This window comes from Chromatiaceae bacterium, assembly GCA_024235395.1.
Taxonomy (GTDB): Bacteria; Pseudomonadota; Gammaproteobacteria; order Chromatiales; family Chromatiaceae; genus Thiosocius.
Genome location: JACKMK010000001.1, coordinates 129,275 through 142,349, shown reverse-complemented (window position 1 = coordinate 142,349; position 13,075 = coordinate 129,275). Strand labels below are relative to the sequence as shown.

General features: G+C 63.2%; 11 protein-coding genes. 5 read left to right on the top strand and 6 right to left on the bottom strand.

The genetic code is table 11. From position 1 onward, the window contains the following. Window positions 1-12 precede the first annotated feature (12 nt). Both H6955_00635 and H6955_00630 read left to right on the top strand, forming a co-directional pair. The gene (locus H6955_00635) at window positions 13-528 is read left to right on the top strand and encodes a thioredoxin fold domain-containing protein (protein MCP5312027.1); all 516 of its coding nucleotides are present in this window, start codon (window positions 13-15) and stop codon (window positions 526-528) included. Then, the gene (locus H6955_00630) at window positions 525-1,775 is read left to right on the top strand and encodes a hypothetical protein (protein MCP5312026.1); all 1,251 of its coding nucleotides are present in this window, start codon (window positions 525-527) and stop codon (window positions 1,773-1,775) included. Before H6955_00635 ends, H6955_00630 begins: the two co-directional genes overlap by 4 nt. A gap of 71 nt (window positions 1,776-1,846) precedes the next feature. On the opposite strand, the gene H6955_00625 is transcribed toward H6955_00630, so the two are convergent. The 3 genes from H6955_00625 to H6955_00615 form a co-directional block, all read right to left on the bottom strand. After that, window positions 1,847-2,614, bottom strand: a complete 768-nt coding sequence (locus H6955_00625) for a DUF3530 family protein (GenBank protein MCP5312025.1) — start codon at window positions 2,612-2,614, stop codon at window positions 1,847-1,849. Between the two features lie 83 nt (window positions 2,615-2,697). Next, window positions 2,698-3,678: a TIR domain-containing protein gene (locus H6955_00620; GenBank protein ID MCP5312024.1), complete on the bottom strand. Its 981-nt coding sequence runs from the start codon at window positions 3,676-3,678 to the stop codon at window positions 2,698-2,700. A gap of 1 nt (window position 3,679) precedes the next feature. Next, entirely contained in the window at window positions 3,680-4,009 is a 330-nt protein-coding gene (locus H6955_00615; protein ID MCP5312023.1) for a zinc ribbon domain-containing protein, read from the bottom strand. Between the two features lie 393 nt (window positions 4,010-4,402). Here H6955_00615 and H6955_00610 point away from each other — a divergent pair, with 393 nt between their 5' ends. The 3 genes from H6955_00610 to H6955_00600 all read left to right on the top strand — a co-directional run bounded on the left by H6955_00610 (window position 4,403) and on the right by H6955_00600 (window position 9,753). Continuing rightward, the gene (locus H6955_00610) at window positions 4,403-6,634 is read left to right on the top strand and encodes a mechanosensitive ion channel (GenBank protein MCP5312022.1); all 2,232 of its coding nucleotides are present in this window, start codon (window positions 4,403-4,405) and stop codon (window positions 6,632-6,634) included. 153 nt (window positions 6,635-6,787) lie between these two features. After that, window positions 6,788-8,239, top strand: coding sequence for a decarboxylating NADP(+)-dependent phosphogluconate dehydrogenase (gene gnd, locus H6955_00605; protein MCP5312021.1), 1,452 nt, complete (start codon window positions 6,788-6,790; stop codon window positions 8,237-8,239). Window positions 8,240-8,247: 8 nt separating this feature from the next. Further along, a complete protein-coding gene (locus H6955_00600; GenBank protein ID MCP5312020.1) occupies window positions 8,248-9,753 on the top strand; it encodes a glucose-6-phosphate dehydrogenase in 1,506 nt (501 codons plus the stop codon). 11 nt (window positions 9,754-9,764) lie between these two features. On the opposite strand, the gene tal is transcribed toward H6955_00600, so the two are convergent. The 3 genes from tal to H6955_00585 form a co-directional block, all read right to left on the bottom strand. Beyond that, window positions 9,765-10,724, bottom strand: a complete 960-nt coding sequence (tal, locus tag H6955_00595) for a transaldolase (GenBank protein MCP5312019.1) — start codon at window positions 10,722-10,724, stop codon at window positions 9,765-9,767. A gap of 34 nt (window positions 10,725-10,758) precedes the next feature. Beyond that, window positions 10,759-11,205 (bottom strand): ferritin family protein, encoded by a 447-nt coding sequence (locus tag H6955_00590; GenBank protein ID MCP5312018.1) that lies wholly within the window; start codon window positions 11,203-11,205, stop codon window positions 10,759-10,761. 84 nt (window positions 11,206-11,289) lie between these two features. After that, window positions 11,290-13,074 (bottom strand): FAD-dependent oxidoreductase, encoded by a 1,785-nt coding sequence (locus H6955_00585; GenBank protein ID MCP5312017.1) that lies wholly within the window; start codon window positions 13,072-13,074, stop codon window positions 11,290-11,292. Between the last annotated feature and the right edge of the window lies 1 nt (window position 13,075).

Here is a 13,075-nt window from a genome sequence, read left to right as displayed (position 1 = left end):
AGGAATCCGGTCATGCAGCAACATCGATCGCCGTCAGTGGTGCATATCGTCTTCTGCCTGTGTGTGTCGATCGCCTGGGCGGCGACTGCGAGCGCCGACCCGCCGCAGGAATGGACATTCCTGCCGTTCGACGAGGCGTTGAAGACGGCCGCCAAGGAGCAGAAACGGGTGTTCCTTTACTTCGGTCGCCACGGTTGCCCGTCGTGCGAGCGGACCAACCGCGAAAGCTTCACCGACCCGCGCGTTATCGAGCGTTACAACGCGAATTACGTGCTCGCTTACGTGGATTCAGAGAGCGGCAGACGGCTGCGACTACCCAGCGGAGAACGTGTCACCGAGATGGAACTGGGCGTGCGCCTGAAGGTCGTCGGCACGCCGTTCTTCTACTTCATGGAACCGAACGGCAAGCCGATCCTGCGTGCTCCCGGGTATCAGACCGCCGAAGAGTTTCTGCTGTACGACAGGTTCGTCGGTGGCGAACACTACAAGGTGCAGGACTTTGGCAGCTTCAAGGCCGACGCCGCGTGAAGCATCGTCTGCTGTTTGGCGTCCTCGCGTGGTCGTCGGCGCTGAGCGCGGCCCCGTGGGATTTCGGCGCACCGCTCGAGGTGGCCGGCGGCGAGGGAACACCCCATTTTCATCACCTCGACGGAGCCGGCCGGCGCCACGTGGCCGCGACCGACGACGCGGTCGCGCTGGTCTGGGAGGATGATCGAGACGCTACGCCACAGGTCTATGCCGTCATCAAGCCGCACGCAGTGGTGGTCTTTCCGCCGAGCATGCGTCTCAGTGACGGTGGCGAGGCATACGAGCCGGCAATCGTCGCACTAGACCGACAGCGCTGGTTGGCGGCCTGGGAGCAGGACGGACAGATCAGGGCGGTCGTCGTCGATGCGAAGGGTATAGGCCCACGCGTGACACTGGCCGGTTCTGGCAGCAGACAGGTGACCTTGGCCACTGCTGCGCAGGGCCGGGTAGCGGCAGTCTGGGCGCGCGACCGGGATGGCGGACAATTGCTCGAGTCCGCCGAGCTGCATGTCACGGGCCGGTCCATCGAGGCCGTGTCTCCCACGGTGCAGGTCGCACCGCTGGACGATCACCCCTACCAGGGGCACCCGGCGGCGACCTGGACCGCCGATGGGCACCTCGTGGTCGCCTGGGAAGACCGGCGTGCCGGCCATACGCGGTTGTTCCACAGCCGCTCTTCTGCCGGGGGAGATTTCGCCGCGGAGCGACAACTCAACGAACACAGCGGTCCGCACGATGGCAGCCCTGACGGCGTCGGCCTCGGTAGCGGGGTGATGCGCGTGATGGTCGCGCGTGCAGCCGACGGCGAGCTGCGTGCGATCTGGCTCGACAAGCGCAATCCCGCGTCCGGCTACGCGGTTTGGGGTGCGTCGAGCGACGACCAGGGAGACCGCTTCGGGCCGAATGTGATGGTCCAGGACGAGTTCGGTGCCACGGTACCGCAGTGGCACGCGGCGCTCGCGGGCGGAGAGCGCTTCGTCGCCGCCTGGGACGACACGCGCGAGAGCTGGGGTGACCAGGCGGAACCGGGCGATATCATCCTGTCGTGGACCGACGACGGCCGCTGGAGCGCCGACCTGGTCGTGCCGGGTGCATCCGGGCCCGGTTACCAGGGGAGTCCGGCAATGGACCTCGACCCGTCCGGCGATCTGCATCTGATCTGGCTGGACGCCGGCGATCTTTCGTCGCCGACGCATCTGCGCTATCTACATGCGAGGCGCGCGTCGGGTGAGGGGACGCGGCCCTGATCGGAGAGACCCCGGCGGTCCCGTCGCGAGGGTCGGCGCGCAACAACACCGGGTCCAGGCGGTGTCGGGGGCTAGCGGGGGAGTTCCTCGAGCCACTGCAGCAGCGTCTGCACCAACTCCTCTTCCTTGCCCTGATAGAAATGATTCGCGCCCGGTGTCTGTACCTGGGTGAGTGTGCCGCCCGCGACGCCCGTCGCGGCCGCGCGGTCGGCCGCTTGCGCCATCACGCCAGGCAGGTCGTGTTCGCCGTACAGATCCAGCACCGGTGTACGGATCTTCTTCAGGTACGCGACGACGCTCTCGTCGGCCCCGTTGCTCGCATCGGTCGCGCCGATGCCGGCGAAGGCGCTGACCGCGGATGGCTGGGCGTGACTCAACCAGTAGGTGCTCATCAGACTGCCCAGGCTATGCGCCACGACGATCGCGTGCTCGAAACCCTGCTCGCGGAGGAAAGCCAGGGCGGCCTCCATGCGCGGCGGCACCTCGTTCAGCACCGGGAAGTAATCCTTGCCGCTCGCATCGGCTGCCAGCACCGGCATCTGCAGCGACAGCGTGGCCCAGCCGTGCTCCGCGAGGCCGGTGCGCAATGGGTAGACCACGTCCGGCCAGTTCGGGTGCACACCACTGCCGTGAACGACGATCACCGCACCCTTCGCCGGGTCGCTCGCCGCCGGTGTATAGAGCGCCAGGAATCGATGCCCATCGGCATCGAGGTATTCGACATCGCCGGTCATGATCGAATCGGCGATCTCCGCCGCCCACCGGTTTTCGCGTGCCAGATCGGACGCCGGGGCCGGCGTGCACAGCACCAGGAGCAGAACACCCAGCAGCCTGTTCATCGATTCGATACCTCGTTGCGGCCAGACGGTGCCGCTATCCTGACCGCGAATGCCCGACCCTTCAAGAGACGCTGCGTTCGCCGTCACGCAGCGGTCGTCGGTCGTCCGCAGCCGGTGCAGAAACGCTGACCGGCTGCCAGCGGACTGCCGCAGCCGACACAGAACTGTTTGCGCGCCTGTGGCGCATGGCCGGCCAGTTGCTCTATCTCCTCGATCAGTTTGTCGACGCCGGCGTGAAAGAACGGCTCGCGCGGGATAAACAGTGCATTGAGGTACGCGAACTGCGCCAGCGATTCCGGCAGTTGATCGGTGCCCGGCATCGGCGCGTCATCGATCAGGACAGGGATCACCGGGATACCCTTGGCCAGTGCGCTCTCGATCTCGAGTCGGACATAATCCTCGGGTTGGGCGAGACGCACCTCGCCGTGCTGGTCACGGATGTCGACCCACCGTGGACCTATGACCGCGACCAGCATGTCGGCCTGATCGATGGTCTCGCGGATCTTGTCGCGGAAATCCATGCCGATCGGGATCGAATCGACGTCGCGAAATACCCCGCGGCGGCCGAAGTGGGCGGTCAGGCGGTCACAGATTCGACCGGTGACCGCACGACTGTCTTCGCGCCGGTAGGAAACGAACAGGGTCAGGTCGCTGCGCGCCTTGCGCGGGGGCGAAGGCGTTTCGCGGCGTGGCGCTGCCGGTGCGGCGGCGTGGTCGCTGCCGACCCGCTTGACGAACAGATAGTCTTCGGGTGCCGACAACGCCTTCAGCGACTGCCCGATCCCGCTCAACGAGAAAGATTCGCGCAGCGTCTTGGGCGCCAGATTGCCGCATTCCACGGTGATCGTCTCGCCGGCCTGCAGGTCGACCTCGAGCGGCCTGCTCTTGTACCCGTCGAGTTGGACCCGGATACTGTGCCGCCCGCCAGGCAATGCGAAACGCTTCGATTCACCGGATCGGATCTTGTCGACCGTCTGGTCGTCGATCACCAGCGTGAAAGCGCGCAGGCCGTAGGAAACCGAACGTTCGCGGCTGATCGAAATGTACCCGGTGCCTGTTGCCATCTCAGAACTCGCCGCTGATCGCCATGTAGAACACCACGATGCCGATGCCGACGTACAGCCACAGCCGCCCGACGCCTTTCTTGGCTTCGCTGTCTCCCTTGGCCATGTAGTAGAGGCCCATCACGATGCCGATCAGCGGGATCAGCAGGCTGGCCGCCATGACGCCGTATTTCAGGCCATCCGAGACCGCTTCGTCACCTCCGGTGGGTTCGATTACCCTGGTCGGCCGGTCGGTCACCGGGGGGGGCGTCGTCACCTGCATCGATTTGCCGCAGCTGCCGCAAAAACGCGCATCATCCGGGTTTTCTGCTCCACATTCTGGACAATACATCACTGGCCTCCAGCGCCTTCAAGTCGTTCTCTCTGTGCGGTCTAGACTAGGTCGATGCCACCCGCGGCGTGGGTGAAAAATTCACGCCGTGGACGTGAGCTTTGGCCCAGAACCCGCGGTTCGCCCGGTTGCACCGCCGTCACCCGGTATGGGCACACGTCCCCGATCGACAGCCGATGCGGTGGGTGCAGGCGCGGTGCGAGGCAAGGGCCCCGGCCACGCCGACAGGATCCATGACCTGAGTCGACCGCTCTGCCTGTCGTTATTTTAGTAGAACGCCGTATATCCCGCGTTTCCGCGGGCGTTATTCGTCGTCGACCTTGCAATCGGTCGTGGTTCTCTGCGAGCCTCTGGGTGGTGACAGCCGCCCGGGAACGGGATAACAGAACAAGTATGCAGTTAACTGGTGGATTCATTCGGCGCGTCCTGTTGTTGGTCCTGATGGTGGCGGTCCGCCCGCTCGACGCGGCGGAGACCGCGGAAGTGGCGGAACAGGCACCGCTCAGTAGTCGACAGATCCAGGTGCTGATAGAACGGCTCGAAGATGAGGCGCAGCGCAAGCAGCTGATCGAGTCGCTGCGGACGCTGGCCGCAGTCGATGCGCAGCAGGCCGAACCGCAAGACAGCGTGAAGTCCGCGGCTGCCGACGCACTCACGGCCGTCTCGGAGCGGATCGCGGAACTGGCCGGCAGCGCTTCCCTGCTGCTCGGCCACCTGCGCGACCTGCCGAATACGCTGGTGCAGTGGGCCACGGCACTGCGTGACCCAGCGGTACGAGCACGCTGGCTGAGGATCATCGGACGCCTGTTCGTCGTGTTGGCCGCGGGGTTCGCCGCTGCGGCATTGATCGCCTGGCCCATCCGTCGTGCGCGTCGCAGAGGCGATAGGCAACCGGTGCCGGGACTGGTGCGGCGGCTGGTCCACCTGCTCGGACGCTTGTTGCTGGACATCCTGCCGATAGCGGCGTTCGCCGTCGCAGCCTACGGTGTGTTGACCGTGATTGATCCGCGCCAGGAGACCCGGCTGGTGGCGCTCGCACTGATCAACGCGTCGATCATTTCACGCCTGGTGCTGGCGGTTTCTGCGTTTCTGTTTGCCCCCGATGCATCGCACCTGAGGCTGTGGGAGACCAGCGACGAGACGGCAAACTACGTGCATCACTGGGTCAAACGTCTGGCACTGATCTCGATCTACGGATTCTTCACGTTGCAGGCCGCGCTGCTGCTGGGCCTGAAGGGCGCCGTGTATCAGCTCCTGCTGCATCTCCTGGGTGCCGTGGTCGTTGCGCTGCTGTTGGTGCTGATCGCTCAGAACAGACAGAAGATCGGTGATGCGATCGCCGGTTCCAGGGAGGGAGAACAACCCCGACCGCTCGCACCTTTGCGGCGTGGATTCGCACGTATCTGGCATGTCGTCGCGAGTCTCTACCTGGTCGTGATTTTCGGCGTCTGGGCGATGCAGGTCGAGCACGGTGCGGTGTTCGTGCTCAAGGCGACGCTGGTCTCGCTGGCGGTCATTGCGTTGTCGGTGCTGCTGTTTCGCGCATCGGATCGCGTGTTCGGGACGGGTCTCAGGCTGTCCGATGAACTGCGCAACAGCCTGCCGGGCCTCGAGGCCCGGCTGAACCGTTACTTCCCGATCCTGCAATGGCTGCTCAAAGGCGTGATTGCGGTGGTCGCGGTGCTGTTGATCGCGGACGCCTGGGGTATCGATGCGCTGAGCTGGTTTGCCGAGGGCAGCGGTAAGGTGCTGATCGGTGCGACCCTGAACATCCTGCTGATCCTGGGGATCGCGATCGTGCTCTGGGAACTGTCGAGCGGTGCGATCGAGCGTTTTCTGGCGAGCAACGATCCGGATACCGGTGCCAGTCGGTCGCCACGCGTCCGCACATTGCTCGCGGTCGGGCGCAATGCGCTGTTGGTCATCCTGACGGTGGTATCGACACTGATGGTGCTGTCCGAACTGGGCATCAACATCGCGCCGCTGCTGGCCGGTGCGGGGGTCGTCGGCCTGGCGATCGGCTTCGGTGCCCAGCGCCTGGTGCAGGATGTCATCACCGGCGTGTTCATTCTGTTCCAGGACCTTATGGCCGTCGGTGACGTGGTGAAGTTGGGCGACAAGGGTGGGGTCGTCGAGGCACTGTCGATCCGCACGGTCCGGTTGCGCGATCTGAGCGGCACCGTGCACACCATTCCGTTCAGCGCGATCGAGGGTGTGAGCAACCTGACGCGCGACTACTCGTGCCATGTGTTCGAGATCGGTATCGCCTACCGGGAGGATGTCGCGAGCGTGATCGAGCTGATCAAGCAGATCGGCGAGGAGCTGCGCCAAGAACCGGAGATCGGCGAGACGGTCCTGGAACCGGTCGAGGTGTTTGGCCTGGATGCGCTGGGGGATTCTGCCGTGGTCATAAAAGGTCGCATCAAGGTCCAACCCGGCAAGCAATGGGCCGCGGGCAGAACGTTTTATCGTCTCGTCAAACAGCGGTTCGACGAACAGGGGATCGAGATCCCATTTCCGCACCAGACGATCTACTTCGGGCAGGACAAGGACGGTTCGGCGCCGCCCGCATTCGTGCATCTCGCCGGCATGCCGCAGCCAGCCGGAAACGAAGGATCGACTTGAAGCGCGCAGATTCTGCAGGGATCGAAACCGGCCCCATTGGTTCAAACCACACCGCATCCAACTCGCTTGATCTGCGTCTAGCCGCGGGCATGAACAAGCCTGGCTATTCGTCTACATTTGCGGGATGGCGGTAACTGCACAAAGGAAGACGACATGGTAAAGGCGGACATCGGCCTGATCGGCCTCGCGGTAATGGGTCAGAATCTGGTACTCAACATGGCCGATCACGGTTACCGGGTGGCGGTCTACAACCGCACGACCAGCAAGGTCGACGAGTTTCTCGATGGGCCGGCGAAAGATACGACGGTCGTCGGTGCGCACAGTCTCGAGCAACTGGTCGAAGCGCTGTCCAAGCCACGCAAAGTGATGCTGATGGTCAAGGCGGGCGAAGTGGTCGACCGCTTCATCGAGATGCTCGTGCCCCTGTTGGAGCCTGGCGATGTCATCATCGATGGCGGCAATTCCCATTATCCGGACAGCACGCGGCGGACCGCCTACCTGCGTGACAAGGGCCTTCGTTTCATCGGTACCGGGATCTCGGGCGGTGAAGAGGGGGCCCGGCACGGCCCCTCGATCATGCCCGGCGGAGACCCGGAGGCATGGCCGCTGGTCAAGGACATCTTCCAGTCGATAGCCGCCAAGGTCGACGGCGAACCCTGCTGCCAGTGGGTCGGACAGGAGGGCGCCGGGCATTTCGTCAAGATGGTCCATAACGGTATCGAGTACGGCGACATGCAGCTGATCTGCGAAGCCTACGCCCTGATGGAAGGCGCGCTCGGCATGAGCCACGACGAGATGCACGAGGTGTTCGCCCGCTGGAATGGCGGTGTGCTGGATTCCTACCTGATCGAGATCACCGCGGACATCCTCGCGAAGAAGGACGACGACGGGACACCGCTGGTGACCAAGATCCTCGATACCGCGGGCCAGAAAGGCACCGGCAAGTGGACCGGGATCAGCGCGCTGGATCTCGGCGTTCCTCTGACGCTGATCGGCGAGGCGGTATTCGCCAGGGTGTTGTCGTCGCTCAAGGACGAACGCGTCAGGGCGTCGCGGAAGTTCGGTATGCCGTCCCGCCAGGGCGTGCAGGGCGACCGCGAGGTTCATCTCCGGGCACTGCACGATGCCTTGTACGCATCCAAGATCATCTCGTATGCCCAGGGATTCATGTTGATGCGCGAAGCGGCGAAGGAGCAGGGCTGGGAGCTCAATTATGGTGGTATCGCGCTGATGTGGCGCGGCGGTTGCATCATCCGCAGCAAGTTCCTCGGCAACATCAAGGCGGCGTTCGACAGCAACCCGAAACTCGACAACCTGTTGCTGGACGATTTCTTCACCACAGCACTGCAAGGGGCCGAAGCGGGATGGCGGCGGGCATTGGTGCTGTCGGTCGAACAGGCGATCGCGGCGCCGGCATTCGCGTCGGCGTTGGCCTATTTCGACGGCTACCGCAGCGAACGTCTGCCGGCAAACCTGCTGCAGGCACAGCGTGATTACTTCGGTGCACATACCTACGAGCGCGTCGACCGACCGCGCGGGGAGTTCTTCCATACCGATTGGACGGGGCATGGCGGCAAGGTCGCATCCACGACCTACGAGGCCTGAGCATGAGCGTGTCGATCGAGCCCTGCACCTTCGTGATCTTCGGATCGACGGGCAACCTGTCGCGCATCAAGCTGATGCCTGCCCTGTACCAGCTGGACGCGGCCGGCAAGCTGCCCGCGAACTGCCGAATTCTGGCAACCGGCCGGCGGCCGTGGGACCGTGAGCGGTGGTTGAACGAAGCTCGCACCATGCTCAACGATGGTATCAAGACCGGCGTCGATCCCGAGGTGCTCGCGCGTTTCGAACAGCGCCTGGACTACTTCCGCGGCGAGATCGGTGATGCGGAGATGTACGATCGGCTCGCCGACTATCTGAGCAAACAACCGGATTATTCGTCGAACGTCGCGTTCTACCTGTCGATCCGTCCGGCCGAGTTTGGCATAGTCACCGAGAGCCTCAGTCGTGCCGGTCTGCTCAAGGAGGAGACGGGCTGGCGGCGGGTAGTGATCGAAAAGCCTTTCGGCTACGACCTCGACAGCGCGCAGGCGCTACAGACCCGGTTGACGCGGTTCCTCGACGAGCGGCAGATCTACCGTATCGATCATTACCTGGGTAAGGAGACGGTCCGCAACGTCCTCGTGTTCCGGTTCGCAAACGTGATGTTGGAGCCGCTGTGGAATCGCAACTACATCGATCACGTGCAGATCACGCATTCGGAGCAGCTGGGTGTGGGCTCGCGTGCACCGTATTACGATGGTGCCGGTGCGTTGCGCGACATGATACAGAGCCACTTGCTGCAGCTTTTGACACTGGTGGCCATGGAGCCACCGGTCTCGATGGAAGCGGAAGCGCTGCGTGACGAGAAGGTCAAGGTGCTGAAATCAGTGCGCCCGATTCCAGCGAGTGCGGTGCACTCGCAGGCGTTTCGTGCCCAGTACGGCGCGGGCCGGATCGGCGGCAAGGCGGTGAAAGGATATCTTGACGAAGACGGCGTACCCGCCGACAGCGTGACCGAGACCTATGCGGCATTGAAGGTCTATGTGGACAACTGGCGTTGGCGCGGCGTGCCGTTCTACCTGCGCACCGGCAAACGTATGACCGAAAGCATGTCCAGCATCATGATCCGGTTCCGCCAGCCGCCGACCCAGTTTTTCCGCGACACCCATATCCAGCAGATGGAACGCAACTGGCTGATACTCGGTATCCAGCCATGCGAATGCCTGCGCATCCAGTTGACTGCGAAGGTTCCAGGCCTGGAGATGCAGACGCGCGAGGTGAGCCTGGATGCCGGCTTCCGCGCGCAGAGCGATGTCTACGCCGACGCCTACGAGGGGCTGCTGCTGGATATCATGGAAGGTGACCGCTCGTTGTTCCTGCGTTACGACGAGGTCGAGTACGCGTGGCGGATCGTCGACCCGATTCTTCGGGTATGGTCGATCGAGCGCGATTTCATCACCACCTATCCTGCCGGCAGTTGGGGGCCGGAAGAGAGTCGCCGCCTGTTCGATCGCGACATCGACCACTGGCGACACAATCTCGATGTCGCTGAGCGCTCAGGATCGGATAAGTCGTAGGACGCCACCAATCACGCACACTGCTGGCAGGCGTACTGCTCGAGCTTCAAGGTGTCCTTGGTGAAGTTGCGGATACCTTCGGCCAGTTTCTCCGTCGCCATGGCGTCTTCGTTCATATGCCAGCGGAAATTCGCCTCGTCGACCGCCACAGTGGGGACCTTCATGGTGCGGGCCCGCTCGGGATCCAGGTGGCGCGCCACCTCGCCCTCGGTGTCGCGCAGCTCCTGCATCAATGAAGGCGCTATCGTGAGGTAGTCGCAACCGGCCAGCTGGAGTATCTCGTCGCTGTTGCGAAAACTGGCGCCCATCACGACGGTCGGATAACCGTGGCACTTGTAGTAGTTGTATATACGGGTGACTGACTTCACGCCGGGATCGTCGGCCGGCGCATAGCTCGCGACACCTTCGGCCTTTTTATACCAATCCATTATCCGTCCCACGAACGGCGAGATCAGCGTCACGCCTGCCTCCGCGCTGGCTACCGCCTGAGCGATGCTGAACATCAGCGTCAGGTTGCAATGGATGCCACGGCGCTCCAGCTGCTCGGCGGCGGCGATTCCCTCCCAGGTCGACGCGATCTTGATCAAGATCCGGTCCGCATCGACGCCTGCTTGTTGGTACAGCGCTATCAGGCGATCGGCGTGCGCCATGGTTGCTGCGGTATCGAACGAATACCGCGCGTCGACCTCCGAGGATACGCGGCCGGGCACAATCTTCAGAATCTCTGCACCGAAGTTGACCGCCAGTTTGTCCATCATGTCGCGCGACATCTGCTCGATAGCGTTGCTGCGCGAACGGGCGTGGTCGATGGCGTCATCGAGCAGATGGGCGTATTGAGCTTGCTGGGCCGCTTTCAGCAGGAGCGACGGATTGGTCGTGGCGTCGGTAGGTGTGTATTGGGCGATCGCATCGATATCGCCGGTGTCTGCAACAACCGTGGTCATTGCCTTGAGTTGTTCCAGCTTGTTCATCGAGACTCCGTGCGGTAGATGAAGCGAAGACTAATCAGTTGTCTCGCATGATCTGTTCGTCGTATTGCACCTCGAAATACAGCTTGTGCTTGGCTTCTTCCTGAGCCAGACCGAGAAACATCATCTTCAATTCGGGATCGTCGATCTTGTGCGCCATGTCGCTGTACAGACGGTAGGCCGCCTTCTCGCGTTTCATCGCGACGATCAACGCGTCCTGCAGGTTGATGTCGGCGGCCGCCTCCACATCGACCAGGTAATCGGAGATCTTCAGGTCCTGGACGTGCTGGTCGGCATTGAGCAGGCGATCGCCGAGTTTCACCGACTTCAGTTTGCCTTTGTGACGCATCTCCTCGCGGCTGAAGCCCAACAGCATTTCTTTCATCCAGGCACTGTTCGCGCGCTCGGCCAGATTGCTATAGAAGTCCGCAGCCTGTTGCTCACGTTCGATCGCGAAGTCGAGTATCTCGTCCACGGTGTTCATGCGTCACCTCCTTTGCGGCAATCGCCACTGTGTCGCTGGGTCGATCCTGCCGGCAGTGCCAGCAAAACAGTGTCGCATCTGGGCTCAGGCATCGTTCGTCCCGCTCAGTAGACGGTGGATACCACGCGCTGCGTGGTGGCCGTCTTCGATGGCGCTGATCGCATCTGCCGTGCTGTTCGCAATATCGCCACCGACGAAGAGCTTACGCAACCCGGTCTGCTGATACTCACCGGGAACGAACTTGTTCCACTTGAATTCGATTTGATCGCGGTACTCGGCAGGAATGAAATCCAGCTGTCCTCCCTGGCCGATCGCCGCGATGATGCAGTCGTAGGTTTCTTCGTGCATCCGGTCTTCCTGCAGTACCGGTCGCGGGCGGCCACCCTTGTCGTCGGCGACCATCTCGGCTTCGCCCCAGACGATCACCACCTGGTCCTTCGAGTCCGCATCCCTGATCTCGACCGGAATGGCCTGCTGTACCAGCGTGCAGCCCTCGGCCTGCGATTCGTGGATCTCCTCCGGATCGGCCGGCATGTCTTCGATGCGCCGACGGTACAGCACCGTGACCTCGGCGCCCAGCCGGCGCGAGACCCGCGCGGCATCCATCGCCACGTTACCGCCACCGATTACCGCCACACGTTTGCCGATACCCGGATCGAGCCCGTTGGCCACGTCGTCGAGCACTTTCAGCCCGGACAGCACCCGTGGATGTTCTTCCCCCTGGATGCGCAGCGCCGAGGGCTGGTTCAGTCCGACCGCGAGAAACACGGCATCGTAGTCGTCCATCAGTTGGCCGAAAGCCACGTCGCGTCCAATGTGCGTGTTGAATTTGACGTCGACGCCCAGGGAACGGATGTATTCGATATCCTTGTCGAGCTGATCGTCCGGCAGGCGGTACGAGGGCACACCATACCGCAGCATGCCTCCGGCGCGGCTCTGGGCTTCATACACGGTCACCGCGTAGCCCAGGCGACGCAGGTAGTAGGCCGCGCTCATGCCGCCCGGTCCTGCCCCAATCACGGCGACCCGGTGATCGTTGTCGACGATCTTGTCGTCGAGAATCTCCCGATAGCGCTCGCGTGGCACCCGGTCGACGATCGCGCGCTTCAGCCAGCGGATTGCAATTGGGTCGCCCTGGTATCCCATGACACAGACCGTCTCGCAGCGATGGGTGCAGATGCGTCCGCAGGTGGACGAGAAGGGATTGGTCTCGTAGAGCAGACGCAGCCCGGCCTCGTAGTCGCGCTGGCGCACCGTGCGGATATAGTCGGGGATCGCCATGTGCGCCGGACAGGTCGCGACGCAGATGCCGCATTCGACGCAACGGTCGGCTTCGAGGACCGCCTGCTCTTCGGTATAGCCCTTCATCACCTCGTCGAAGCCCTGCACGCTCTGCTCGGCGGTCAGCGCGTCCATCTCGACGCGGTCGTGCACCAGCAGATGGTAATCGTCATCGCGCCGATAGCCGTACTGGTTCTCGTTCCACGGCATCGGGTCGGTGCCCGCGGTGAAATGGAAGGCGTCGGGGTCCTCGGTCACCCAGGCGTAGTGATTGCTCAGACGCAGCGAACGGGTGGTGCAGATGTCGACGCACAGCGCGCACCAGCAACAGCGTCCATAGTCGAAACGTGGCCGCAGGCCGCTGTCACCGGGCCGCGGTTCCAGCCCCTCGACCGCGACCATGTCAATCGCACGGTTCTGGCAGATCGACTCGCAGGTACCGCAGCCGATGCAGTCCTCGCTGTTCATGTGAAACCCGCGGTAACGCGGTGCGCCGGGTCGCTCCTCGATCGGGCGCTTCTGCGTGTATGGTTTTTCGAACGCACGCTGCCAGACGTAGAACGGCGAGATCAGGTCTTTAAGGCTCATC

What these genes read in the sequence shown, in the direction of transcription:
- H6955_00635 (MCP5312027.1), top strand. Translation starts at nt 13, where the DNA reads ATGCAGCAACATCGATCGCCGTCAGTGGTGCATATCGTCTTCTGCCTG.
- H6955_00625 (MCP5312025.1), bottom strand. Translation starts at nt 2,614, where the DNA reads ATGAACAGGCTGCTGGGTGTTCTGCTCCTGGTGCTGTGCACGCCGGCC.
- H6955_00620 (MCP5312024.1), bottom strand. Translation starts at nt 3,678, where the DNA reads ATGGCAACAGGCACCGGGTACATTTCGATCAGCCGCGAACGTTCGGTT.
- H6955_00615 (MCP5312023.1), bottom strand. Translation starts at nt 4,009, where the DNA reads ATGTATTGTCCAGAATGTGGAGCAGAAAACCCGGATGATGCGCGTTTT.
- H6955_00610 (MCP5312022.1), top strand. Translation starts at nt 4,403, where the DNA reads ATGCAGTTAACTGGTGGATTCATTCGGCGCGTCCTGTTGTTGGTCCTG.
- gnd (MCP5312021.1), top strand. Translation starts at nt 6,788, where the DNA reads ATGGTAAAGGCGGACATCGGCCTGATCGGCCTCGCGGTAATGGGTCAG.
- tal (MCP5312019.1), bottom strand. Translation starts at nt 10,724, where the DNA reads ATGAACAAGCTGGAACAACTCAAGGCAATGACCACGGTTGTTGCAGAC.
- H6955_00590 (MCP5312018.1), bottom strand. Translation starts at nt 11,205, where the DNA reads ATGAACACCGTGGACGAGATACTCGACTTCGCGATCGAACGTGAGCAA.
- H6955_00585 (MCP5312017.1), bottom strand. Translation starts at nt 13,074, where the DNA reads ATGAGCCTTAAAGACCTGATCTCGCCGTTCTACGTCTGGCAGCGTGCG.